21 protein-coding genes are annotated in these 23,423 nt (G+C 75.2%); 3 read left to right on the top strand and 18 right to left on the bottom strand.

Annotated elements, in window-relative coordinates; genetic code table 11:
• Window positions 1–62: 62 nt before the first annotated feature.
• Together ACI79K_RS11950 and ACI79K_RS11945 are read left to right on the top strand one after the other, a co-directional pair.
• Window positions 63–1,052 (top strand): carbohydrate ABC transporter permease, encoded by a 990-nt coding sequence (locus ACI79K_RS11950; protein ID WP_456599787.1) that lies wholly within the window; start codon window positions 63–65, stop codon window positions 1,050–1,052.
• Window positions 1,049–1,972 carry a carbohydrate ABC transporter permease gene (locus ACI79K_RS11945; RefSeq protein ID WP_456589454.1) on the top strand — a complete coding sequence of 308 codons (924 nt, stop codon included), beginning with the start codon at window positions 1,049–1,051 and terminating at the stop codon, window positions 1,970–1,972. Before ACI79K_RS11950 ends, ACI79K_RS11945 begins: the two co-directional genes overlap by 4 nt.
• Before the next feature lie 196 nt (window positions 1,973–2,168).
• Here ACI79K_RS11945 and wag31 read toward each other — a convergent pair whose 3' ends face one another.
• The 18 genes from wag31 to mraZ form a co-directional block, all read right to left on the bottom strand.
• Window positions 2,169–2,903: a DivIVA-like cell division protein Wag31 gene (gene wag31 / locus ACI79K_RS11940; protein ID WP_456589455.1), complete on the bottom strand. Its 735-nt coding sequence runs from the start codon at window positions 2,901–2,903 to the stop codon at window positions 2,169–2,171.
• A gap of 98 nt (window positions 2,904–3,001) precedes the next feature.
• Window positions 3,002–3,289, bottom strand: coding sequence for a YggT family protein (locus ACI79K_RS11935; RefSeq protein ID WP_456589456.1), 288 nt, complete (start codon window positions 3,287–3,289; stop codon window positions 3,002–3,004).
• Window positions 3,290–3,340: 51 nt separating this feature from the next.
• Complete coding sequence (locus tag ACI79K_RS11930) at window positions 3,341–4,039, bottom strand: cell division protein SepF (RefSeq protein ID WP_456599786.1); 699 nt, start codon at window positions 4,037–4,039, stop codon at window positions 3,341–3,343.
• Between the two features lie 46 nt (window positions 4,040–4,085).
• Window positions 4,086–4,886, bottom strand: coding sequence for a YggS family pyridoxal phosphate-dependent enzyme (locus tag ACI79K_RS11925; RefSeq protein ID WP_456599785.1), 801 nt, complete (start codon window positions 4,884–4,886; stop codon window positions 4,086–4,088).
• Window positions 4,887–4,967: 81 nt separating this feature from the next.
• Window positions 4,968–5,699, bottom strand: coding sequence for a peptidoglycan editing factor PgeF (gene pgeF / locus ACI79K_RS11920; protein WP_456599784.1), 732 nt, complete (start codon window positions 5,697–5,699; stop codon window positions 4,968–4,970).
• A 92-nt stretch (window positions 5,700–5,791) separates the two neighbouring features.
• Complete coding sequence (gene ftsZ / locus ACI79K_RS11915; protein WP_456589460.1) at window positions 5,792–7,096, bottom strand: cell division protein FtsZ; 1,305 nt, start codon at window positions 7,094–7,096, stop codon at window positions 5,792–5,794.
• Window positions 7,097–7,463: 367 nt separating this feature from the next.
• Complete coding sequence (locus tag ACI79K_RS11910) at window positions 7,464–8,294, bottom strand: cell division protein FtsQ/DivIB (RefSeq protein ID WP_456589461.1); 831 nt, start codon at window positions 8,292–8,294, stop codon at window positions 7,464–7,466.
• Entirely contained in the window at window positions 8,291–9,751 is a 1,461-nt protein-coding gene (gene murC / locus ACI79K_RS11905) for a UDP-N-acetylmuramate--L-alanine ligase (protein ID WP_456599783.1), read from the bottom strand. Before murC ends, ACI79K_RS11910 begins: the two co-directional genes overlap by 4 nt.
• On the bottom strand, window positions 9,748–10,845 hold the full coding sequence (gene murG / locus ACI79K_RS11900; RefSeq protein WP_456589463.1) for an undecaprenyldiphospho-muramoylpentapeptide beta-N-acetylglucosaminyltransferase: 1,098 nt from the start codon (window positions 10,843–10,845) through the stop codon (window positions 9,748–9,750). Before murG ends, murC begins: the two co-directional genes overlap by 4 nt.
• Window positions 10,842–12,368: a putative lipid II flippase FtsW gene (gene ftsW, locus ACI79K_RS11895; protein WP_456589464.1), complete on the bottom strand. Its 1,527-nt coding sequence runs from the start codon at window positions 12,366–12,368 to the stop codon at window positions 10,842–10,844. Before ftsW ends, murG begins: the two co-directional genes overlap by 4 nt.
• Window positions 12,365–13,807: a UDP-N-acetylmuramoyl-L-alanine--D-glutamate ligase gene (gene murD / locus ACI79K_RS11890; RefSeq protein WP_456589465.1), complete on the bottom strand. Its 1,443-nt coding sequence runs from the start codon at window positions 13,805–13,807 to the stop codon at window positions 12,365–12,367. Before murD ends, ftsW begins: the two co-directional genes overlap by 4 nt.
• On the bottom strand, window positions 13,804–14,883 hold the full coding sequence (mraY, locus tag ACI79K_RS11885; RefSeq protein WP_456589466.1) for a phospho-N-acetylmuramoyl-pentapeptide-transferase: 1,080 nt from the start codon (window positions 14,881–14,883) through the stop codon (window positions 13,804–13,806). The genes murD and mraY overlap by 4 nt, the downstream gene beginning before the upstream one ends.
• Window positions 14,880–16,271, bottom strand: a complete 1,392-nt coding sequence (locus ACI79K_RS11880; protein WP_456599782.1) for a UDP-N-acetylmuramoyl-tripeptide--D-alanyl-D-alanine ligase — start codon at window positions 16,269–16,271, stop codon at window positions 14,880–14,882. Before ACI79K_RS11880 ends, mraY begins: the two co-directional genes overlap by 4 nt.
• Entirely contained in the window at window positions 16,268–17,824 is a 1,557-nt protein-coding gene (locus tag ACI79K_RS11875; RefSeq protein ID WP_456589468.1) for a UDP-N-acetylmuramoyl-L-alanyl-D-glutamate--2,6-diaminopimelate ligase, read from the bottom strand. The genes ACI79K_RS11880 and ACI79K_RS11875 overlap by 4 nt, the downstream gene beginning before the upstream one ends.
• A 110-nt stretch (window positions 17,825–17,934) precedes the next feature.
• Window positions 17,935–19,779, bottom strand: coding sequence for a peptidoglycan D,D-transpeptidase FtsI family protein (locus ACI79K_RS11870; RefSeq protein ID WP_456599781.1), 1,845 nt, complete (start codon window positions 19,777–19,779; stop codon window positions 17,935–17,937).
• A 3-nt stretch (window positions 19,780–19,782) separates the two neighbouring features.
• Entirely contained in the window at window positions 19,783–20,355 is a 573-nt protein-coding gene (locus ACI79K_RS11865; protein ID WP_456599780.1) for a hypothetical protein, read from the bottom strand.
• Window positions 20,352–21,347 carry a 16S rRNA (cytosine(1402)-N(4))-methyltransferase RsmH gene (rsmH, locus tag ACI79K_RS11860; RefSeq protein ID WP_456599779.1) on the bottom strand — a complete coding sequence of 332 codons (996 nt, stop codon included), beginning with the start codon at window positions 21,345–21,347 and terminating at the stop codon, window positions 20,352–20,354. The genes ACI79K_RS11865 and rsmH overlap by 4 nt, the downstream gene beginning before the upstream one ends.
• A 430-nt stretch (window positions 21,348–21,777) precedes the next feature.
• On the bottom strand, window positions 21,778–22,212 hold the full coding sequence (mraZ, locus tag ACI79K_RS11855; protein WP_456589472.1) for a division/cell wall cluster transcriptional repressor MraZ: 435 nt from the start codon (window positions 22,210–22,212) through the stop codon (window positions 21,778–21,780).
• Window positions 22,213–22,438: 226 nt separating this feature from the next.
• Here mraZ and ACI79K_RS11850 point away from each other — a divergent pair, with 226 nt between their 5' ends.
• Window positions 22,439–23,422 (top strand): AAA family ATPase, encoded by a 984-nt coding sequence (locus ACI79K_RS11850; protein ID WP_456589473.1) that lies wholly within the window; start codon window positions 22,439–22,441, stop codon window positions 23,420–23,422.
• The last annotated feature ends 1 nt before the right edge of the window (window position 23,423 follow it).

Here is a 23,423-nt window from a genome sequence, read left to right as displayed (position 1 = left end):
CCGGGGGATCGCAGTGCCCTGCGGTCCCCCGGCCTCCGCCGCCGCGGGAGAGGTCGCGCGCAGTGCAGTGGTTCCTCGACGCCACCACCACGGGGCACAAGTTCGCCCTGATGGCGGTCGCCATCGTCCTGTTCGTGCTCGTGATGGGCGGCATCCTGTTCGCCGTCGACCGGCCGAAGCGGGTGCCCACCTGGGTGGTCGTCGCCGGCTTCCTCGGCCCGACGCTCCTCATGCTCCTGGTCGGCCTCGTGTACCCGGCGGTGGAGACGATCCGCGCCTCCTTCTACAACCGGGACACCTCGCAGTTCGTCGGCTGGGACAACTACGTCACCGTCTTCACCGAGGACAACTTCCAGACGGTGCTGCGCAACACCGTCCTGTGGGTGGTCCTGGTGCCGCTGCTCACCACCGGCCTCGGGCTGGTCTACGCCTATCTGGTCGACCGCACCCGCTTCGAGTCGCTGGCCAAGGCGCTGGTCTTCCTGCCCATGGCGATCTCCATGGTCGGCGCCGGGGTGATCTGGAAGTTCATGTACGAGTTCCGCCCCGACCAGCCGGGCGTGAACCAGATCGGCCTGCTCAACCAGTTGCTGACGCTCGTGGGCATCGAACCGCAGCAGTTCCTGCTCAACCAGCCGTCCAACACCTTCTACCTGATCGCCGTCATGGTGTGGATCCAGGCCGGCTTCGCGATGACGGTGCTGTCGGCGGCGATCAAGGCCATCCCCGACGACGTGGTCGAGGCCGCGCGACTGGACGGGGTGACCGGGCTGCAGATGTTCCGTCACATCACGGTGCCGAGCATCCGGCCGGCGCTCGTCGTGGTGCTGACCACCGTCGCGATCGTCTCGCTCAAGGTCTTCGACGTGGTGCGCACGATGACCGGCGGCAACTTCGGCACCAGCGTGGTGGCCAACGAGTTCTACACGCAGTCCTTCCGCCAGTTCAACTTCGGCCTCGGGGCCGCGCTCGCGGTGCTGCTGTTCATCCTCGTGATCCCGATCATCGCCTACAACGTCCGCCAGCTGCGGCTGGCCGAGGAGATCCGATGACCACCACCGTGCCGGTGATGGCGCCCGCTCCGCCCGAGGACCGCAAGCTCGGCCGCCCGGGACGGCGCTCGGCCGCCGCGAAGAAGAAGCTGAGCTCCCCGGCAGCCTCGATCATCGCGATCGTGATCGCGGTGCTCTGGACGGTGCCGACGCTCGGGCTGCTGATCACCTCGTTCCGCCCGGAGATCGACATCCGCCGCTCCGGCTGGTGGACGGCGTTCAGCAACCCCGAGTTCACCCTCGACAACTACAACGAGGTCCTCTACGGGGGTAGCACCAACTTCGCCCAGCTCTTCGTCAACTCGGTCGTCATCACGCTGCCCGCCGTGGTGATCCCCATCAGCCTGGCGCTGCTGGCGTCCTACGCCTTCGCGTGGATCCCGTTCCGCGGCAGCAACATGCTCTTCGTCGCGGTGTTCGCCCTGCAGGTGGTTCCGCTGCAGGTGACCCTCATCCCGCTGCTGCGGCTCTTCGTCGACGCGGACATCGCCGGCTCGTTCTGGACCGTGTGGCTCGCCCACTCGATCTTCGCGCTCCCCCTGGCGATCTTCCTGCTGCACAACTTCATGAAGGAGATCCCGGCGTCGCTCGTCGAGGCGGCCCGGATGGACGGCGCCGGGCACGTGAAGATCTTCTTCCAGGTGCTGCTGCCGCTGCTCACGCCGGCCATCGCCGCGTTCGGCGTCTTCCAGTTCCTGTGGGTGTGGAACGACCTGCTGGTCGGCCTCACCTTCGCCGGCGGCAGCTCGGACGTGGCGCCGCTGACGGTGCGGGTGGCGGAGCTGGCGGGCTCCCGCGGCTCGGACTGGTTCCTGCTCGCGGCGGGCGCGTTCGTCTCGATGATCGTCCCGCTCATCGTGTTCCTCGCCCTGCAGCGCTACTTCGTCCGCGGCCTGCTGGCCGGGAGCGTCAAGGGCTGAGCCCCTCTCCCCCGCTGCACCGAGGGCCCCGGACCGGATCGGTCCGGGGCCCTCGCCGTGGGGCGAGGGCGACCGCGCGCTGCCGGCCGCGCGCCCCCGGACATGACGAAGGCCCCGGACCGTGGGGTCCGGGGCCTTCGACCCCCTCCCGGGTCCCGCCCCGAGCGTGCGAGGGGTGGGGAGGAGGGGGCCTTTCTCAGGCGCTGGCGTGCTGGTTCTGCCGGCCCGCGCTGGCGGGCTCAGCGGAGCCGCGGCTGTCGAGGTCGCGCAGGTGCGACTCGAGGTAGGACCGCAGCCGGGTGCGGTACTCGCGCTCGAACGTGCGCAGCTCCTCGATCTTGCGCTCCAGGCTGCTGCGCTTCTCCTCGAGGCTGCCCATGACCTCGATGTGCCGGCGCTCGGCGTCCTGGTCGAGCGCGGCGGCCTTGGCGCGGGCCTCCCGCTCGACCGTCTCCGCGCGGGTCCGCGCGTCGCCGATCATGGAGTCGGCGCGGTGCTTGGCCTCGGCGACCATCTGCTCGCTCTTGGCGCGCGCGTCGCTCATCAGCCGTTCGCTGTTGGTCTTGGCGCCGCTGAGCATCTGCTCGGCCTGGGTCTTGGCCTCGTTGACGTAGCGGTCAGCGGTCTCGGTGGCCAGCGCGAGCATGCGCGAGGCCCGGGCGCTGTCGTCCTCCCGGGGCTGCTGGACCGGCGGCGGCGCCGGGGCGGCCGGCGGTGCGGGGGCGGGAGCCGGCGGCTCGGGCCGCTCCTCCGCGCGGGCGCCGGCACGGCCCACGCTGGAGCGCAGCTCGTTGTTCTCCTCGATCAGGCGGGCCAGCTCGGCCTCCACGACGTCGAGGAACGCGTCGACCTCGTCCTCGTCGTAGCCCCGCTTGCCGATGGGCGGCTTCTTGAAGACGACGTTGTGCACGTCGGCAGGCGTGAGTGGCATCGCAGGTCACCTCAGGTCGGACGGCGGGAACAGGTACGTGGTGGGACCGGCGGCGGAGCGCCACCGTCCGACGGCACTGACCCGGGGGGTTTCAGCGGTCATGCGAGTGCGAGCGTGACGTTCCGGAGAACCACCACGGCGATCAGCAGCACCATAAACCCGAGGTCCAGTCGGATGGACCCCAGGTTCAGCGGCGGGATCACCTTCCGCACCGCCCGCAACGGCGGGTCGGTGGTGGAGTAGACGATCTCGAGTCCGGCCGCGACGGCGCCCGAGGGCCGCCAGCTGCGCGCCAGCACCATCACCCAGTCGACGACGAAGCGCGCGAAGAGCAGGATGAGGAAGACGAGCAGCACCGACGAGACGATCTGCCAGAAAAGAGACACGGGCCCCGCTCGATCAGGGCACCCCCGGGTGCCGACTCCACTCCACGCCGCTCAGGACTTGTCGGAGAACCCGCCCTCGCGGATCTTCGCCTTGTCCTCAGCGGTGACGGCGACATCCTGCGGACTGAGCAGGAAGACCTTCGCCGTGACGCGCTCGATACTACCGCGCAGTCCGAAGCTCAGGCCCGCAGCGAAGTCGACGAGCCGCTTGGCGTCGGCGTCGTCCATCTCGGTCAGGTTCATGATGACCGGCATGCCGTCGCGGAAGCGCTCCCCGATGGTGCGCGCCTCGTTGTACGTGCGCGGGTGCAGCGTGACGACCTGGTAGCTCTTGGCCGCGGGTGCGGGCGCCGCCTCCGGCTCGGGCTCGGGGGCCGCCACCGGCTCGCGGACGGCCAGGCCGGCCGCGGCGACGGGGCCGCTGGTGGTGCTCAGCGCGCGGGCGCCGGTCGACCCGGACCCGGCGCCGACCGGCGCGAGGCCGAGCGGGCGGGCCTGGATGCGACGCACCGAGATGGGCTCGGGGTCGCGGGCCGCGGGGACCTCGGCGGGAGCGGGCTCGTCGTCGGCGTACCCGTCGGCGTAGTCGTCGTCATCGGCGTAGCCGCGATCGGCGTAGCCCTCGCCGTAGCGGTCCTCCTCGTAGCGGCCGTAGCGACGGTCGCGGTCGAGCTCGTCCGACGGGCGGGCGTCGTACCGGCCGTAGCCGCGGGGGTCGTCGTCCTCGACGAGCCCCAGGTAGATCCCCATCCTCCGCATGGTTCCGGCCATCGGACCTCCCCCTCTGCTGGTGTCCTCAGCGTCGCGTCTGCACGGTCGTCGTCACATCGTCCCCGTCCGCCCGGTGCTCGAGCGGCTCGTGTGACTGCTGTGACTCGCGTGGCTGGTGTTCCTCGAACTCACCGCAGGGTAGGGGGCGGGCACCGAACAAGGCGGTTCCGACACGCACGATCGTCGCGCCCGCCGCGACCGCCTCCTCCAGGTCGGCGCTCATGCCCGCGGAAACCTCCACCGCCTGCGGGTGGTCGGCGCGCAGGCGGTCGGCCAGGGCGGCCAGCCGGGCGAACGCGGGGGCCGGTCGCTCGCCCCGGGGAGCCACGGCCATGAGCCCGCGCAGCCGCAGCCCCGGCGCCGACGCGACGAGGTCGGCGAGCGCGGGGACCTCCTCCGGGCGCGCCCCGCCACGCGCGGCGAGCCGGCCCTCGGGCCCGCCGAGGTCCACCTGCACGAGCACGTCCACCGGCCGGCCGGCCTCCTGGCCGGCGCGGTCCAGCGTCGCGGCCAGGGCGGCTCGGTCCAGCGAGTGGACGACCGCCCCGGTCCGGGCCACCGCGGCGGCCTTGTTGCGCTGCAGCTGGCCGACGACGTGCCACCGCAGCTCCACGTCGGCGAGCGCCGCGGCCTTCCCCAGCAGCTCCTGCACGCGGTTCTCGCCGAAGTCCCGCTGGCCGAGCGCGGCCAGCGCGCGCACGTCGTCCGCGGGCCAGGTCTTGCTCACCGCGAGGAGGGAGACGGTCGCGGGGTCGCGCCCGGCGGCCCGGGCGGCGCGGTCGATGCGGGCGCGCACCGCGCGCAGGTTCTCAGCGAGCGAGCTCACGTCCTGGAGTGTCCTCCCAGCGACCGGCCCCCGCGCAGGGGCCCGCCGCGAGCCGGCGAGCGACGGGGGGCACGGGGGTCCTCATGCCAGCCAGACCAGCCCGGCCTGGCGGCCGGTGACGCCGTCGCGCCGGTGGGAGAAGAGGGTGGGGTCCTCGACGGTGCAGCGCGGGTCCTGCACCACCTCCGGGATTCCGGCGCGGCGGAGGACCTCCTTCACCCCGGCCCGGAGATCGAGCCCGGGGGTGCCCGAGCGGGTGCGGACCGCGGCCGCCGGTGCGACCCGCGCGACGTCGGCCTGCATCGCCTCGGGCACCTCGTAGCAGGCACCGCAGACCGCGGGGCCGAGCAGGGCGGTCACGTGCCGGGCACGGGCGCCCAGGCTCGCCATCGCCGACAGCGCCGCGGGCAGCACCCCCTGCCGGACGCCCTCGCGGCCGGCGTGCACGGCCGCGACGACACCCGTCTCGTGGTCGGCCAGCAGCACGGGCACGCAGTCGGCGGCCAGCACGGCGAGCACCAGCCCCGGGGTGGCGGTGACCAGGGCGTCGGTGGCGGCGACCGGCCGGTCCTGCGGCCCGTCGACGACGGCCACGCCGCTGCCGTGGACCTGGTCCATCCACACCAGGTGGCCCTGCGGCACGCCGAGTTCCCGGGCCACGCGGGCCCGGTTGGCCGCGACGTCCCCGGGATCGTCACCGACGTGGGACCCCAGGTTGAAGGAGTCGTACGGAGAGCGGGAACGGCCGCCCCGCCGGTCGGTGACGACCCTGCGGGGTCGCACCGCCGACGGAGCGGCCGGATTCGTAGGCATCGGAACGTGAGCCTACTGCCCTGGCCCCCTCTGGAAGGCCCCCTCGCAGGGCCCCGCGGCGAGCGTGCGAGGCGCGGGGGGCGAGGGGGTCCTCAACCCTTGAGGAACTCCGGGATGTCCAGCTCCTCCTCGAAGTCCTCGTTGGACAGCGGCCGACGGCCGTTCGCGGCCGGCCCCGGGATGGGCGGCAGCGGCGGCACGGTCAGCCCGCCCCCCGCAGCCGGCCGGCCCGCGGAGCCCGACGGCGCCTGCTGGGCGAGCCGCTCACCGGTGGCCGGCGGGGCGGCCGGGGCCGGGGCGGGTGCCGGCGCCGCGGCGGGCGGCGGGGCGCTGGCGACCGGCGGGGCAGCCACCGGCCGACGGGGCGCCGCGAACGGCGAGGCGCCGCCGGTGGACACCGGTGCCTGGACCGCACTGGTCACCGCGGCCCCGTCCGAGCGCGTGTTGGGCCGGCCGCCGTCGAAGCCCGCGGCGATCACGGTGACCCGGACCTCGTCCCCGAGCGCGTCGTCGATGACCGCGCCGAAGATGATGTTGGCGTCCGGGTGCGCGGCATCGGAGACCAGCGAGGCGGCCTCGTTGATCTCGAACAGACCGAGGTCCGACCCGCCCGAGATCGACAGCAGGACGCCGTGGGCGCCCTCCATCGACGCCTCCAGCAGCGGCGAGGCGATCGCCTGTTCCGCCGCCAGCAGGGCGCGGTTGTCACCGCGTGCGCTGCCGATCCCCATGAGCGCCGAGCCCGCGCCGGACATGACCGACTTGACGTCGGCGAAGTCCAGGTTGATCAGGCCGGGCGTGGTGATCAGGTCGGTGATGCCCTGGACACCGGAGAGCAGCACCTGGTCGGCGGTGCGGAAGGCGTCCATGACGCTCACGTTCCGGTCGCCCAGCTGCAGCAGCCGGTCGTTCGGGATGACGATGAGCGTGTCGCACTCGTTGCGCAGCTCCTCGATGCCCGACTCGGCCTGCACGGCGCGACGCTTGCCCTCGAACGCGAAGGGACGGGTCACGACGCCGATCGTCAGCGCACCGAGCTTGCGGGCGATCGAGGCGACGACGGGCGCGCCACCGGTGCCGGTGCCGCCGCCCTCCCCCGCGGTCACGAAGACCATGTCGGCGCCCTTGAGGACCTCCTCGATCTCCTCGCGGTGGTCCTCGGCGGCCTGCCGGCCGACGTCGGGCTGCGCGCCCGCGCCGAGCCCGCGGGTGAGCTCGCGGCCGACGTCGAGCTTGACGTCGGCGTCGCTCATCAGCAGCGCCTGCGCATCGGTGTTGATCGCGATGAATTCGACCCCCTTGAGGCCGACTTCGATCATGCGATTGACCGCGTTCACCCCGCCGCCGCCGATGCCGACGACCTTGATGACCGCTAGATAGTTGTGCGGAGGTGTCATGCGGCGCTCCCCAACTGGACCCTCATCCTCAAGTTCAGCCTTACAGTTATGTCAACTCGGTCGACGGGGATGAAGTTAGGTGTGTGCCGAACGGCGCTACAAGCACCCTCTCCGGGTCGGCGTGTCGGCGGTGCCGAATCGCACCGAACCCTCGGGACTCACTGGTCACATTCTCACCACGAGGTGTGACGACTCGCCCCGGATCCGTCTCATCCCGGGCTGCAGGCCCCACCGGCCGGGGTGAGCAGAAAGATCCGGGGCCGGAGCGCGTGTCGGGCGTGTCGCACCGACCGGCGTGTCGCCCGGACGGCTCAGCCGAGCCGCTGCGCAGCCACCTGGCGACGGTCCGCCACGGGCGGCCGCACGGTCAGCGCAGGACGACGGCGTCCGGCGCGCTGACGTCGATCAGCTCCGCCGGTGGGAGCTCGCCGTCAGCGATCCGGTCCAGCAGCGCGACGAGCACCTCGCCCTTGGTCGCCGACTCCTCGGCACCGCCCCAGGCCACCACCGTGCCGTCGGTCAGCGCGAGGCTGATCGACTCCGCGTCGGGGGCGGCGACCTCGACGACGTCCTCGCGCAGCCGGCCGGGCAGCGCGCCGATCGCGGCCAGCCCGGCCCGGGTCGCGGCGTCGTCCGGTCCCGGATCGGTCACGACCAGCGGCACCACCCCGCGCGGCGCGGGGCCGGTGAGGCTGTCGAACAGGACCCCGTCCGCGTCGACCAGCGACCGCCGGCCGGGCGGGCCGACGACGGCCACCGGCACCCGCTCGGCGACGGTGACGACGATCCGGTCGGGCCATCCGCGCGCCGCCTGGACGTCGCGGACCTGCGGCAGCCGGGACACGCGGTCCTCGACGGCGCCCAGGTCGACCCGCAGCAGCGGTACGCCGTCGGGCACCCGCGCCACCTCGCGTACCTGGTCGGCCGACAGCGTCGCCGTCCCGTCCACCTGCACCGTGCGGACCGCCAGCACCGGGCCCAGCCACAGCAGCCAGCAGAGCCCGGCCACGACCGTCACCGCCGTCGCGACCTGCAGGGAACGCCGCCGGCGGGTGCTCCGCCGCGACGGACGCCGATCGGGCAGCGGGGTGACCCGGGCGCCGCGGCGGTCGGCAGGCCTGCGGTCGGCCGGCGGGCGGTCGGCCCGGCCACGGCTGCGCCGCGTCCGATCGCGGGTGGTGCTGCCGGTCCTGTTCACCGACCGGTGTCCGCCGTGTCGCCCTCCCCGGCCGTCCCCTCCGCGGCGCGCAGCGCGTCGAGCACCTCGGGCCCCACCATGGAGACGTCCCCGGCGCCCATCGTCATGACCAGGTCCCCGGGACGGGCCCGGGCCGCCAGCGCCGGCCCGGCGGCCGACCAGGACGGTTCGAAGTACACCTGCTCGGCCGGCAGCGGCACGGCGTCGGCCACCATCGCCCCGGTCACGCCCGGCACCGGGTCCTCCCGGGCGCCGTAGACGTCCATGACCACGACCTCGTCGGCGAGGCCCAGCGCCGCGCCGAAGCCCTCGGCGAACTCCTGGGTCCGGCTGTAGAGGTGCGGCTGGAAGGCCACCACCAGGCGCCCCTCCCCCGCCACCGCCCGGGCGGCGCGGAGCTGCGCGGCGACCTCGGTCGGGTGGTGGGCGTAGTCGTCATAGACCCGCACGCCCCCGGCGGTCCCCTTGAGCTCGAACCTGCGGTGCACGCCGCCGAACCGGCCCAGCCCCTCGATCAGGCCCTCCGCCGGCAGCCCCAGCTCCAGGCCGGCGAGCAGCGCCGCCGCGCTGTTGCGCGCCATGTGCTCGCCGGGGACCCGGATCCGCACCCGGCCGAGCTCGGTGCCGCCCAGGAGCGCCGTGTACGTGGTGTGCTCGCGGCCGACCGCAAGGTCGACCAGCCGCAGGTCGGCGTCCTCGGCCGTGCCGTAGGTGCGCACCCGCGCCGGGGCGGGCACCGTCCGCAACCGCGCGGCGCCCGGGTCGTCGGCGCAGAGCACCACGAAACCGCCGGGGTCGACCGTCTGCAGGAACTGGTCGAACGCGGTCTCCACGGCCGCCAGGTCGCCGTAGTTGTCCAGGTGGTCGGCCTCGACGTTGGTGACGATCGCGGCGAAGGGCGACAGGAGGAGGAACGAGCGGTCGCTCTCGTCGGCCTCGGCGACGAAGACGTCGCCCTCCCCCGCGTGCGCGTTGCTGCCCGACTCGTTCAGGTTGCCGCCGATCGCGAAGGAGGCGTCGACCCCGCAGGCCTGGGCGGCGACGGTGAGCATCGAGGTGGTCGAGGTCTTCCCGTGCGTGCCGGCGACGGCGACGCTGCGCCGCCCGGCCATCACCGCGGCCAGGGCGACCGCCCGGGGGAGGATGCGCAGGCCCTGCTCCCGGGCGGCGGCGAGCTCGGGGTTGTCCGCCCGGATCGCCGTGGAGACGACGACCGTGTCGGCCTCGCCGACGTGCGCGCCGTCGTGCCCCAGCTCCACCCGCGCACCGAGGGCCCGCAGCGCCAGGAGGGTGGGGCTGTCCCGCCGGTCGGAGCCGGAGACCGGGACCCCGCGGGCGAGCAGGATCCGGGCGATCCCGCTCATGCCGGCCCCTCCGATCCCGATGAAGTGCACGGCCCCCAGCTCGGGGAGGGACGGGACCGGCCCGGTCCAGGCCGCGACGGAGTGGGCAGTCATGCGCTCGCCACCTCGCAGACGATGTCGGCCAGCCGCTCGTCGGCGTCGGGCACGCCGGCCGCGGCGGCGTGCCGGGCGAGCCCGGCCAGGGCGGTCGGGTCGGTGAGCAGCGGCAGCAGGGTGCCGGTGATCCACTCGGGGCCGAGGTCGGCGTCCTCCACCAGGAGCCCGCCGCCGGCCTCGATCACCGGCAGCGCGTTGCGCCGCTGCTCGCCGTTGCCGATGGGCAGCGGGACGAACGCCGCGGGCAGCCCGACGGCCGAGAGTTCGGCCACGGTGACCGCGCCGGAGCGGCACAGCGCCAGGTCGGCGGCGGCGTAGGCGAGGTCCATGCGCTCCAGGTAGTCGACGACGACGTACGGCGCCTGCCCCACAGCGCGGGCGGGGACGGTGACGTCGGTGTTCTTGGGCCCGCGGGCGTGCAGTACCTGCACCCCTGCGCCGGTCAGCGCGTCGGCCGCGGCGACTGCGGCGCGGTTGAGCGACGCGGCGCCCTGCGAGCCGCCGAACACCAGCAGGGTCGGCCGGTCGGGGTCCAGCCCGAACTCCGCCCGCGCCTCCGCCCGGAGGGCGGCCCGGTCGAGCGAGGAGATGGCCCGGCGCAGGGGCATGCCGACGTGCTCGCCCCGGTGCAGCGGCGTGCCGGGCACCGTGACCGCCACGCGGGCGGCGATGCGGGCTCCGACGCGGTTGGCCAGCCCCGGCAGGGCGTTCTGCTCGTGCACGACCACCGGCACCTTGCCCCGGCGGGCGGCCAGGTAGGCCGGGAGGGCCACGTAGCCGCCGAAGCCCACCACCACGTCGGCGGCCAGCTCGTCGAGCAGCGCACGGGTCTGCGACACCGACCGGACCACCCGGCCCGGCACGCGCAGCAGGTCGGGCGTGGGCTTGCGCGGCAGCGGCACGGGCGGGATGAGGCGCAAATCGTAACCGCGGGCGGGCACCAGCCGGGTCTCCATCCCGCGCGCCGTGCCGAGGCAGGTGAGGCGCAGGCCGCCGTCCCGCCGCCGGAGCGCGTCGGCGAGGGCCAGCATCGGCTCGATGTGCCCGCCAGTGCCGCCCCCCGCCAGGACGACCGACCGGACCGCGGTCATCGGTCGCTTCCCGGGCGGCCGCCGCGCGGCGCGACCGGTCGCTGCCGCGGGGCGGCGGCGCGCACGGGCTCCCGCGCCGCTGCCGGGGTGCGCACCGCGGCACGCGGGCGCCCCGCCGCACCGGGACGCCCGGCCGGCGCCGGCGACCGCCGGGGCTCGGCCCCGCGCGCGTGCAGGAGCGTGCGGGCGCCGCCCACCACCGGCCGCTCGGGGAGGTCGCCCGCGGCGGAGCGCCGCGGGCGCACCTGGTCCACGGCCACGGTCGGGGCGGGCGCGAGCAGGCGGGCCAGGCGGCCGCGCTCGGCGGTCCGCAGGGCCTCGATGGCGGCCGGCTCGGACCGGGCGAACCGGGCGAGCAGGCCGACGATGAAGAGGGTCAGGATCAAGGAGGTGCCGCCCGCCGAGATCAGCGGGAGCGTCACCCCGGTCACCGGCAGGAGTCCGACCACGTACCCCATGTTCATGGTCGCCTGCCCGATGAGCCACACGGTGATCGCGACGCAGGCCAGCTGGACGAACCGATCGGCCGAGCGCCGGGCGATGCGGAAACCGGCGTAGGCCAGGACCCCGTAGAGCGTCACGACCACCAGGCACCCGAGGAAGCCCAGCTCCTCGCCGATGATCGCGAAGATGTAGTCGGACTCGGCCTCCGGGAGGATGTTCCACTTCATCGCGCTGTTGCCCAGGCCGACGCCCCAGAGGCCGCCGGTCGCCAGCGCGTACATGCCGCGGATCGCCTGGAAGCCGGTGTGGTCGGGATCGGCGAACGGGTCGAGGAACGCGGTGATGCGGGCCATGCGGTACGGCGCCGCCTTCACCATGACCACGATCGCCACCAGCGCGACGCCGGCGAATGCGGCGAACCAGCGCATCGGCATCCCGCCGGCCCACAGCAGGCCGACGAGCACCAGGCCCAGGCTCACCACCCCGCCGAAGTCGGGCTCGAGGATGAGCAGGAAGGCCAGCAGGGCGAACACCGGGACCACCGGGACGAGGAGCGACTTCGTCGTCAGGTAGCGCTCGCGGAGCGCGATCACGTGCGCGCCCCACAGCGCGAAGACCAGCTTGCCCGCCTCCGACGGCTGGAAGTCGGTGACGCCCAGCGGGATCCACTGCCGGGCCCCGTTGCGCTCCAGCCCGATGCCCGGGATCAGCACGAGGACCAGCAGGCCGATCACCACGAGCAGCGCGATGGGTGACCAGCGGCGCACCAGTCCCACGGGCAGCCGCATCGCGACCACCATCGCGCCCAGGCCGATGCACGCCAGCACCAGTTGCTTGACGCCGGGCGCCCACGCCGGCTGGTCCGCCAGCGCCGCCTCGATCGCGGAGGCGGAGAAGACCATGACCAGGCCGATGAGCAGGAGCAGCCCGGCGGCGCCCAGCACGAGGTGGCAGCTGGTCAGCGGACCGTCGAGCCAGGCGGGGCCGGTCCAGCGACGCGGCGGGGTGCGGGGCGCCGAGGCTCGGGCGCGACCGCGGGCCGGCCGCGGGGTCCGCACCGGGCGTTCGGTCGTCGTCATCGCCCGGCCGCCAGCCCGCGCACCGCGTCGGCGAAGGCGCGCCCGCGGTGGCCGTAGTCCCGGAAGACGTCCATGGACGCAGCGGCCGGGGCCAGCAGCACGGTGTCCCCCGGCTGCGCCAGCCCGCGGGCCGCGGCGACGACGCGGGCCATCGTCGCCTCTGCCGTCACACCAGTCCCACCCACCCCGTCATCGTCGCCGCTCGGGACCTCGACGACGGGGACCGACGGGGCGTGTCGCGCCAGCGAGGTGGCCACCTGCGCGCGGTCGCGGCCCAGCAGGACCACTCCCGCGAGCCGGGGCGCGACCGCCGCGACGAGCGGGTCGACGTCGGCGCCCTTGAGCAGGCCGCCGGCGACCCAGACCACCCGGGGGTAGGCCGCCAGCGATGCTCCGGCGGCGTGCGGGTTGGTCGCCTTGCTGTCGTCGACGTAGTCGACGCCGTCGACGGTGGCGACCAGCACGTTGCGGTGCGCGCCGCCCCGGAAGCGGGCGAGCCCTCGGGCGACCGCCTCGGCCGGCACCCCGATCGCGCGGGCCAGCGCCGCGGCGGCCAGGGCGTTGACCGTGTTGTGCGGCCCCGGTACCGGTAGGTCCCCGCGCGTGAGCAGGTGCTCCCCCGCCGCGTCGACGGCGAACGCCCGGTCGACCAGCGCGCCGGCGCGCACGCCGAGCTGGCCCGGCGCCGGCTCGCCCAGGGTCACGGTGACCGGGCGGGGATGGGCGGCCACGAGTGCGGCGGCCACCGCGTTGCCGGCGTCGGCGACGGCGACCGGGGCGCGCTCGAGGATGCGGGCCTTCGCGTCGCGGTAGGCGGCGAAGGAGCCGTGCCAGTCGGTGTGGTCGTCCGCGACGTTGAGCACGGCAGCGGCGGCGGGTGCGAGCGACGAGGACCAGTGCAGCTGGAAGCTGGAGAGCTCCACGGCGATGACGTCGTAGGCGGGGGCGCCGTCGGCGTCCCGCGCGGTGACCACCTCGACCAGCGGACGCCCGACGTTGCCGGCCGCCACGGCGCGGTGGCCGGCGGCGATGAGGATCGCCTCCAGCATGGTGACCGTCGTCGTCTTGCCGTTGGTGCCGGTGACGGCGAGCCACGGTGCCGGTTCCCCGCCCGGGCCGGCGATGCGCAGCCGCCAGGCCAGCTCCGGCTCGCCGATCACCTCGACCCCGCGAGCCGCGGCGTCGACCAGCAGCGGGGCGTCCGGCCGCCAGCCCGGGGAGGTGACGACGAGGTCGACGCCCCCGGGCAGCGCCTCGGTGGCGCCGAGCCACTCCGCGCCGGCGCCGGTCAGCTCGTCGACCACCTCCGGCCGGGCGGCGTCGGCGAGCAGCACCCGGGTGCCGGAGCGCAGCAGCACCCGCGCGGCTGCGGCGCCCGAGACGCCCAGCCCGGCGACGAGGACGGTGCGGCCGGCAACCGCCGGGGCAGCCACGCTCACAGGCCCACGAAGTTCAGCCAGTCGGCGTAGAACAGCCCGAGACCGAAGGCGACCGCCATGCCGGTGACCAGCCAGAACCGCACGATCACGGTGTTCTCGGTCCAGCCGGCGAGCTCGAAGTGGTGGTGCAGCGGTGCCATGCGGAAGACCCGCCGCCGGGTGGCCCGGAAGAAGGCCACCTGGATGATCACCGACAGCGTCACCGCGACGAACAGCCCGCCGAGGACGACGAGGAGCAGCTCGGTGCGGGTGACGATCGCCAGGCCCGAGAGGAGCCCACCGAGGGCGAGCGAGCCGGTGTCGCCCATGAAGATGCGGGCCGGGCTGGTGTTCCACCACAGGAAGCCCAGGCACGCCCCCATGCCCGCCGCGGCCACGAGGGTCACGTCGAGCGGATCCCGGACGGTGTAGCAGCCCTCGATCAGCTCGTTGGCGCAGTCGTGGGTGAACTGCCAGAACGAGATGACGATGTAGGACGCCAGCACCATCGCCGAGGCGCCGGCGGCCAGCCCGTCCAGCCCGTCGGTCAGGTTCACCGCGTTGGAGAACCCGGCGATGAACAGGTAGGCCAGGATCACGAACGCGATCGGCCCGAGGGCCAGCGGCGCGATGTCGCGGACGTAGGAGACGACCGTCGACGCCGGGGTGACGTCGTTCCCGTCCGGGAAGTTGATCGCCAGCACCGCGAAGGTGACACCGACGACGAGCTGCCCCACCAGCTTGGCCGTCTTGTTCAGCCCCAGGCTGCGCCGGTGCCGGATCTTCAGGTAGTCGTCGAGGAATCCGACGGTGCCCATGCCGACCATGAGGAACAGCAGCAGCAGCCCGGTGGCGCTGAAGCCCCAGCCGGACTCGCCGACGAACACCAGGTGGGCGGCGACGTAGCCGACCACGGTGGCACCCACGATGACGGTGCCGCCCATCGTGGGCGTGCCCTTCTTCGACAGGTGGCTCTCGGGGCCGTCGTCGCGGATCTCCTGACCCAGGCCCTGCCGGCGGAAGGCCCGGATGGCCAGCGGCGTCAGGAGGATCGAGATGATCAGACCGACGGCCGCGGCGATGAGGACGCTCCTCACTGCGCGGCACCGCCCAGCAGATCGGCCGCGAGCAGCTCCAGGCCGTAGGAGCGACTGGCCTTCACGAGGACGACGTCCCCCGGGCGCAGCACCTCCGTGAGCCACGCGAGGGCAGCGCCCCGGTCCGGCACGTGCACCGACTCCTCCCCTGCGCGCCGCCCTGCGGCGGCCGCGCCTTCCGCTATGCCTACCGCATCGGCGCCGACGGCAACGACCAGGTCGACCCCTGCCGCGGCCGCGTCGCGGCCCAGCCGCTCGTGCTCGGCGGCGGCGTCCGGCCCCAGCTCGGCCATGCCCCCCAGGACGGCGATGCGCCGCTCCCCCGGCAGCCCGGTCAGCGCCGCCAGCGCCGCGCGCATCGACTCGGGGTTGGCGTTGTAGGCGTCGTTGACGACGGTGACGCCGTCGGCCCGCCGGTCGACCTCCATGCGCCATCGGCTGCGGCTCTCCGCTGCCGACAGCGCCGCGGCGACGGCGGCCGGGGCGAGGCCCACGGCCAGCGCGGCGCCGGCCGCCGACAGCGCGTTGGCGACCTGGTGCTCGCCGACCACCCGCAGCGCCACCGGGTGGCGCTCGCCCCCGGCGACCAGCGTGAAGCGGGCGCGGGCGTTCTCGTCCAGCCCGACGTCGACGGCGCGGACCGCGGCCTGCGCGGCGCGGCCCGTGGTCAGCACCCGGGCGCGCGTGCGGCCGGCCATGCCGAGCACCCGCGCGTCGTCGGCGTTGAGGACGGCGGTCCCCTCGGGGGGCAGCGCCTCCACGAGCTCCCCCTTGGCCTGCGCGATGCCGTCGGCGCTGCCGAACTCGCCCAGGTGGGCCGAGCCCACGTTGAGGACGATCCCGACCTCGGGCCGGGCCACCCGGCACAGGCGGGCGATGTGCCCCGGCCCGCGCGCGCCCATCTCGAGCACGAGGAACCGGGTCGTGACGTCGGCGGAGAGCACGGTCAGCGGCAGGCCGATGTCGTTGTTGTAGGAGCCCGGCGGGCTCACCGTGGGGCCGGCCGAGGCGAGGACCTGGCCGAGGAGGTCCTTGGTGGAGGTCTTCCCCGACGAGCCGGTGATGGCCAGCGTGCGCACGCCCGCGGCGGTCAGCCGCACGTGGACGCCGGCGGCGAGGCGGCCGAGCGCGTCGACCGGGTCGTCGACGACGACGCACGGGAGGGCCGGATCCGGGCGCGTGGCGAGCGCGGCGACCGCGCCGGCGGCCGCCGCCGCCCCCAGGAAGTCGTGACCGTCGGCCCGCTCCCCCACCACGGCGACGAAGAGGTCGCCCGCGGCGACCGCGCGGGAGTCCAGGGTCACCTTCCCGGTGACCGCGCCGTCGGACGGGACCGACAGCCGTCCTCCGGTCAGCTCCGCCACCTCGGCCAGCGACAGCCGGATCATGCCGGCGTCCCCGAGCCGGCGAGCACCTCGAGCAGCTGCGTGCGGTCGTCGAACGGGTGCACCGTGCCGGCCACCTCCTGGCCCGTCTCGTGCCCCTTGCCGGCGACCAGCAGGGTGTCGCCGGCCTCCGCCAGCCGCACCGCCGTCGCCAGGGCGGCGCGGCGGTCCCCCACCTCGAGCACCTCCGCGCGACGGTCGGCCGGCACCTCCCGGGCCCCGGCGAGCACCGCGGCGCGGATGCCGGCCGGGTCCTCCGACCGCGGGTTGTCGTCGGTGACCACCAGCACGTCGCTGCCCTCGGCGGCCACCCGGCCCATCTCCGGGCGCTTGCCCGGGTCCCGGTCACCACCGCACCCGAGCACGGTGATCAGCCGCCCGGGGGTGGCGCCCCGCAGGGCCGCGAGCGCGGTGCGCACGGCGTCGGGGGTGTGCGCGTAGTCGACGACGGCGACGAAGGGCTGGCCGGCCTCCACCGGCTCCATGCGCCCCGGGACCACGGTGGCGGCGAGCCCGGTGAGCGCGTCCTCGACGGCGACGCCGATGCCGTCCAGCAGGGCCACCGCCAGCACCGCGTTGGCCACGTTGAACCTGCCGGGCAGCCGCAGCCGCGCCGGCCAGCTCCGGCCCCCGGGCCCGTGCAGCGTGAAGGTCGAGCCACCTCCGGGCGCCGTGGCCACGTCCGAGGCGGTCCAGTCGGCCACCGCCCCCTCGCTGCTGGCGACGGTGACCGGCCGCGGGCGGTCGGCCCGGGCCGCCAGCCGGCGGCCGTAGGCGTCGTCGACGTCGACGACCTCCACGTCGGCCCGGCCGTCGAACAGCAGCGCCTTGGCCTGGAAGTAGTCCTCCATGTCGCGGTGGAAGTCCAGGTGGTCCCGGCCCAGGTTGGTGAACCCGGCCGCGGCGAACCGCACACCGCCCACCCGCCCCTGGACCAGCGCGTGGCTGGAGACCTCCATGACGACGGCGGACACCCCGGCGTCGGCCATGCCGGCGAGCAGCGCGTGCAGGGCGGGCGCCTCCGGGGTGGTGCGGACGCTCGGGAGGGCGCTGACGGTGCCGTCCGCGGAGCGGGTCCGGGTCTGGACCGTGCCGATCAGGCCGGTGGCCCGCCCGGCGGCGGTCAGCCCCGCCTCGACCAGGTAGCTCGTCGTCGTCTTGCCGTTGGTGCCGGTGATCCCCAGGACGGTGAGCCGGCGGCTGGGCTCCCCGTAGACGCGGTCGGCGACGGCCCCGAGCACCTGCCGTGGGTCGTCGACGACGCACACCGGCAGGCCGGTCGCCAGCGCGTCGGCCCGGCCGGCCGGGTCCGTGAGCAGCGCCACGGCGCCCCGGGCGGCGGCGTCGGCCGCGTAGCGCACGCCGTGCGTGCGGGCGCCGGGAAGGGCGGCGTACAGGAAGCCGGGGCGCACCTCGCCGGACGCCAGCGTGAGCCCGGAGACGGCGACGTCGGCGGCGGAGCCCTCGGGCGCGCCGATCAGGTCGGCCAGCCGGGCGAGGGACAGCGGGCGGTTCCCCGTCGGCCGCGGGGCCGTCCCGGGGTCGGTCGGGGTCACGGGACTCCAATCTACCGGCGGCGGATGTCCGCACGGCGTCACCGCGCCCGGGCGCCGCTGCAGGGCCCCGCCACGAGCTCGCGAGCGGTGGGGGGCAGCGGGGTCCTTCCTCAGGGCGCGCCGGTCAGGGTGAACTCGGGGCGCGCGGTGCCCGACGGCACGACACCGTCGGCCATGAGCGCGGCCCGCATGATGTCGGCGAACACGGGCGCGGCCACCTGGCCGCCCTCGGCCGAGCTGGTGGGTCGCTCCAGGTCCACCGCGACGACGTACTGCGGGTCGTCCGCCGGGGCGAACCCGACGAACGTGGTCACGTAGCCGCCGCCGGCGTAGCAGTTGCACTCGGGGTTGGCGCGCTGCGCGGTGCCGGTCTTGCCGGCCACCCGGAAGCCCTCGACCTGGGCCAGCGGCGCGGTGCCGCCCGTGCCGACGACGGCCTCGAGCATGTAGGCCATCTGCTCGGCGGTGGACTCGCTCACGACGCGCGTCCGGGCCGGCTCCCCGGGCGACGTGGGGCGGCCGTCGGCGCCGGTCACCGACGACACGATCCGGGGCTCCACCCGCACCCCGCCGTTGGCGATCGCCTGGTAGACCGAGGCCATCTGCAGCGTGGTCACCGAGACGCCCTGGCCGATGGCCACGTTGGCGGCCCGCACCTCGCTCCACTCGCCCGATTCCTGGAGGATGCCGCGGCTCTCGCCGGGCAGCTCGATGCCGGTCTTCTCACCGACGCCGAACGCCCGCAGGTACTCCTCGAGCTTCTCGTCACCGACCTCGCGGGCCAGCATGATCGTGCCGACGTTGCTGGACTTGGCCAGGATGCCGGTGACGGTCCAGTCGACGGGGTCGTGGTTGTGCGCGTCCTTGACGACGCGGTCGCCGGCCTCGGTCTGGCCGTCGACGGTCAGCACCCGGTCGGGCGTCGCGACGCCCTCCTCGACGGCGGCCGCGAGCGTCACCGCCTTCATGACCGAGCCGGGCTCGAACACGTCGGAGACCACGGGGTTGCCCAGCAGGGCGGGGTCGGTCGTGGCGTAGCTGCCCGGGTCGTACCCGGGGCAGGAGCCCATGGCCGCGACGCGTCCGGTCGCCACCTCCAGGACCACCGCCGAGGCCCGGGTGGTCGCGCCGTCGGCACAGGCCTGCCCCAGCCGCTCCTCGGTGACGAACTGCAGGTCCTGGTCGAGGGTGAGGGTGACGTCCCGGCCGTCGACGGCCTCGGTGACCTCGTCGATGCCCGAGGGGATCGGGTGACCGCCGCTGCCCACCTCCACGGTCCGCTCCCCCGGCGAACCGGAGAGCTGGTCCTCGAAGACCTGCTCGATGCCGGCCAGCCCGTTGCCCTCGCGTCCGACGAAGCCGACCACCTGGCCGCCCACCGCCCCGGACGGGTAGAGCCGCACCGGGTCGTCCCGGAGGTAGACGCCGGCGAGCTCCAGCTCCGCGACCGCGTCGGCCGTCTCCGGGGCGATCTGGGTGGCCAGGACCACGTACCGGCTGTCGGCGGAGAGCTTCTCGGTGAGCTCGGGCACCGGGACGTCGAGCAGCGTGGTGAGGGCGAGCGCGGTGCGCGCCGGGTCCCGGACCACGGTCGGGTCCGCCACGACCTTCGAGGCGTCGACGGTGTAGGCGAGCGGGTCGCCGTCCCGGTCGAGGATCTGGCCGCGGATCGCCGCCAGCGGGATGGTGCGCAGCCGGTCCTGCTCCGCCGCGCTGGCGTAGGAGCCGCCGTCGATGCCCTGGAGCACCACCAGCCGTCCGACGACGACGACGAGGAGGGTGATCAGGACGGCCAGCCCCCACCGGTTGCGGCGGCCGCGCTGCTCGACCGACAGCCCGGCACCGCTGCGCCGGGTACCGGGGATGCGACGGGGGACGAACGGCCCGGTCTCCCCCCGGCCGGCCGGGGACGGGCGGGGGGCGCGGGCGCCGGGTCCGCGGACGCTGCTCGGCACGGGTCAGTTCCCGCCCGGCGGCGCGGGCTCGGGCTCGGGCGCGGGCTCGGGAGCGGGAGCGGGCTCGGGTGCACCGCGCAGCGTCGTGGTGCCGTCGGGGCCGAGCACTAGGTAGCCGGCGACCCCGGCCGGGACCAGCCCGGCCTCCACCGCCGCCCGCGCGACGTCCGCAGGGGTGTTGCCGGCCACCACGAGCTGCTCCAGCCGCTGCACCTCCTGGGCACGCGCGGCGTTCTCGCCGCGCATCTGGGTCGCCTTCAGGCTGTCCACCGCGATGGCGGTGTTGAGCACCAGCAGCCCGAGGGTGGTGAGCGCGAGGAGCGCGACGACCAGGAGGACGAACGGCGCCTTGCGGGAACGCGCGGCGCTCCGCACCCTCCGGCGCGGCCGGGCGGCGGCACCGGTCGGTACCAGCCGCAGCTCCGGGCGGGGCGTGGCCCGGCCGGTGCCGCGCGCACCCGACGGCGAGGTGCGCGGAGCCGGACCGGTGGCCCGGGAGGGAGCGGTGCGGGCGTGGGGGGTGCGGGGAGCCGTGGCGCGCGGCAGGGGCGTGCGCACGGCGGCGGCCCGGGTCATGCCGCCCGCCGGATGCGCTCGGCCGCCCGCACCCGGGCCGACGCCGCCCGGGAGTTGCCGGCCGTCTCCTCCGGCCCGGGGGCCTCGCCACCGCGGGTGAGCAGGCGCAGCACCGGCCCGTGCTCCGGGAGCGGCACCGGCAGCTCCGGCGGGGTGCGATCCGCGGCTCCCGCGGCCAGGGTCTGCTTCACGATCCGGTCCTCCAAGGAGTGGAAGGTGATGACGGCGACGCGACCGCCCACGGCGAGGGCGTCGATCGCGGCAGGGAGGGCACGCTCCAGCGCGCCGAGCTCGTCGTTGACCTCGATGCGCAGGGCCTGGAACGTCCGCTTCGCGGGGTGGCCACCGGTCCGCCGGGTGGCCGCGGGGATGGACTCGCGGACGAGCTCGGCCAGCCGGGCGGTGCCCGTGAACGGCTCGCGGGCCCGCTCGCGGTCGATGGCGGCGGCGATCCGCGAGGCGAACCGCTCCTCGCCGTAGACCCGCAGTACGCGCGCGAGGTCCTTCGGCGGGTAGGTGTTCACGACGTCGGCTGCCGTCCGGGGCGCGCCCGGGTCCATGCGCATGTCGAGCGGGGCGTCGGTGGAGTAGCTGAACCCCCGGCCGGGCCGGTCGAGCTGGAGCGAGGAGACCCCGAGGTCGAACAGGACGCCCTGGACCTCGTCGATGCCGAGCCGGTCGAGCACCTCGGGGAGCTCGTCGAAGACGGCGGGCACGACCGTCACGCGCCCGGCGTGCCCGGCGGCCTCGATCCGTCGGGTGGCCTCGGCGCGGGCGTCCGGGTCGCGGTCCAGCCCGACGACCCGCAACCCCGGGTGCGCCTCGAGCATCGCGAGGGTGTGGCCGGCCAGCCCCAGCGTCGCGTCGACCATCACGGCACCGTCGGCGGCGCACGCCGGGCCGAGGAGCTCGAGGACCCGGTCCAGCAGCACCGGCACGTGCACCGGGGGCTGCCCGGGCCCCGGGGCCGCGGCAGGTCCGGTGCTGCTCATCGTCTGCTGCCTCTCGAGTGGTCCTGACGGGTCCCGCGATGGTGCCGCGCCGCGGGCGGCCGCTGGGGGACGCGGAAGCGGGGGCGTGCGGGATCGGGCGGGTGGGGGGCAGGAGGTGGGTGGGGCGCGGTGGGGTGGGTGGGGCGCAGTGGGGCCGGTGGAGCGCAGTGGGGCGGCGGGAGGCCGGATCCGGGGGGTGTCCGGCCCCGCGGCTCCGCCTGGCGTCGGGGAAGAGCGTCAGGTGGGGTTCCGCGGGGCCGGTGGGTCACCCCCTGCCGGCGAGGGGCCGGCCCGCTGATCCGTGCGGTCCTCCTCGTGGGACCGAGCCGCGGGGAAGGCGGCTGGGGCCCGGTCCGGTCGAGCCGCGGGGAAGGCGGCTCGAACGGGTGCGTCGCGGAGGCCGGTGGGAGCGGGTGGGGCGATCCCGGGATCACGACAGCGTCGGCATCCCCTCGCTCTCCATGTCGGCGAAGGCGGCCTCCTGCTCGGCCACGTAGGCGTCCCAGGTCGCGGAGTCCCAGATCTCGAAGCGGGTGTCCACGCCGACGACGACGACGTCGCGGTCCAGGTGGGCGTACTCGCGCAGGCTCGCGGGGATGGTGATGCGGCCCGTCTTGTCCGGCTCCAGCTCCACCATCGAGCCGAAGCTCATGCGGGCGCGCATGCGCGCCGCGGCGGTGTCGGAGGGTGCCATGGCGGCCATCGCGGCGCTCTGCTCGGCGACCCGGGCCATCGTCAGCCCGTAGATGCAGCGTTCCTGGCCCTTCTTGATCACCATGCCGTCGGCCACCTGGTCGCGGAAGCGGACGGGGAGGGCGAGCCGGCCCTTTTCGTCGAGGCGCAACTGGTAGCTGCCGACGAACACCGGATCACCCCCTGCATCGGTCCTCCCATGGCTCTGCAGCTCCCCCGGACGGGACCCTGCCTCCCCACCAGGCGACACAGTAACCCACTGGCCCCCACTGGACACCACCTGAGGCCGTGTCGTGACCCACCGCCCCCACCTCGCGGAACGCCCTCGCGACCGGGGTCGCGGAGCACCGTGATCCGCGCCCGGGACGGGGGGTCGACTGCGCACGTACGGTGGAGCGGTGACGGAGGCGACACGGTCCGCCGACGGGACGGCCGACGCGTCGGTCGACGTCGCCGCGGAGGGCGCACGCATCGCGGCCGCGGTCAGCCGCGTCGTCCAGGGCAAGGAGGACGTCGTCCGGCTGGCACTGGTCGTGCTGCTGGCCGAGGGCCACCTGCTGATCGAGGACGTGCCCGGGGTCGGCAAGACCACGCTGGCCAAGGCGCTGGCCGGCGCCGTCGACGCCAGCGTCCGGCGCATCCAGTTCACGCCCGACCTGCTGCCGAGCGACGTGACGGGGGTGGCTGTCTACGACCAGGAGACCCGGGCGTTCGAGTTCAAGCCGGGGGCGATCTTCGCCAACCTGGTCGTGGCCGACGAGATCAACCGCGCCTCCCCCAAGACCCAGTCGGCGCTGCTGGAGTGCATGGAGGAGCGGCAGGTCACCGTCGACGGCGTGAGCTACCAGCTGGCCCGCCCGTTCCTGGTCATGGCCACGCAGAACCCGCTGGAGATGGAAGGCACCTACCCCCTCCCCGAGGCCCAGCGCGACCGGTTCACCGCCCGCGTGTCCATGGGGTATCCCGATCCGGCCGCGGAGCTGGCCATGCTCGACGACCGCTCCACCGCCGACCCGCTGACCGCCCTGCGCCCGGTGGCCGACGCCACCCTCGTCCGGTCCCTGGTCGCCGCCGTGGGCCGGGTGCACGTCGCCGAGGCCGTCCGCCGGTACGTCGTCGCCCTGGTCGAGGCCACCCGCCGGTCACCCGACCTGCGCCTGGGCGCCTCCCCGCGCGCCGGCCTGCAGCTCCTGCGGGCCGCCCGCGCCTCCGCCGCCCTCGACGGGCGTGACCACGTGCTGCCCGACGACGTCCAGGCCCTCGCCGTGCCGGTGCTGGCCCACCGCCTCCTGCTCAGCGGGGAGGCCGTGGTCGGCCGGCGCAGCGCCGAGCAGGTGGTGGCCTCGCTGGTGGCCTCCGTGCCGGTCTTCCGCGGGCGCTGAG

It is taken from the genome of Blastococcus sp. SYSU DS0616 (assembly GCF_054051015.1).
This window is presented reverse-complemented; position numbering and strand designations above follow the sequence as displayed.

Bases quoted from the DNA above. Each gene is read 5' to 3' on its own strand.
- ACI79K_RS11880 (WP_456599782.1), bottom strand. From the start codon at position 16,271: ATGATCCGGCTGTCGCTGGCCGAGGTGGCGGAGCTGACCGGAGGACGG.
- ftsW (WP_456589464.1), bottom strand. From the start codon at position 12,368: ATGACGACGACCGAACGCCCGGTGCGGACCCCGCGGCCGGCCCGCGGT.
- ACI79K_RS11945 (WP_456589454.1), top strand. From the start codon at position 1,049: ATGACCACCACCGTGCCGGTGATGGCGCCCGCTCCGCCCGAGGACCGC.
- ACI79K_RS11865 (WP_456599780.1), bottom strand. From the start codon at position 20,355: ATGACCCGGGCCGCCGCCGTGCGCACGCCCCTGCCGCGCGCCACGGCT.
- murC (WP_456599783.1), bottom strand. From the start codon at position 9,751: ATGACTGCCCACTCCGTCGCGGCCTGGACCGGGCCGGTCCCGTCCCTC.
- rsmH (WP_456599779.1), bottom strand. From the start codon at position 21,347: ATGAGCAGCACCGGACCTGCCGCGGCCCCGGGGCCCGGGCAGCCCCCG.
- ftsZ (WP_456589460.1), bottom strand. From the start codon at position 7,096: ATGACACCTCCGCACAACTATCTAGCGGTCATCAAGGTCGTCGGCATC.
- ACI79K_RS11930 (WP_456599786.1), bottom strand. From the start codon at position 4,039: ATGGGGATCTACCTGGGGCTCGTCGAGGACGACGACCCCCGCGGCTAC.
- murG (WP_456589463.1), bottom strand. From the start codon at position 10,845: ATGACCGCGGTCCGGTCGGTCGTCCTGGCGGGGGGCGGCACTGGCGGG.
- wag31 (WP_456589455.1), bottom strand. From the start codon at position 2,903: ATGCCACTCACGCCTGCCGACGTGCACAACGTCGTCTTCAAGAAGCCG.
- pgeF (WP_456599784.1), bottom strand. From the start codon at position 5,699: ATGCCTACGAATCCGGCCGCTCCGTCGGCGGTGCGACCCCGCAGGGTC.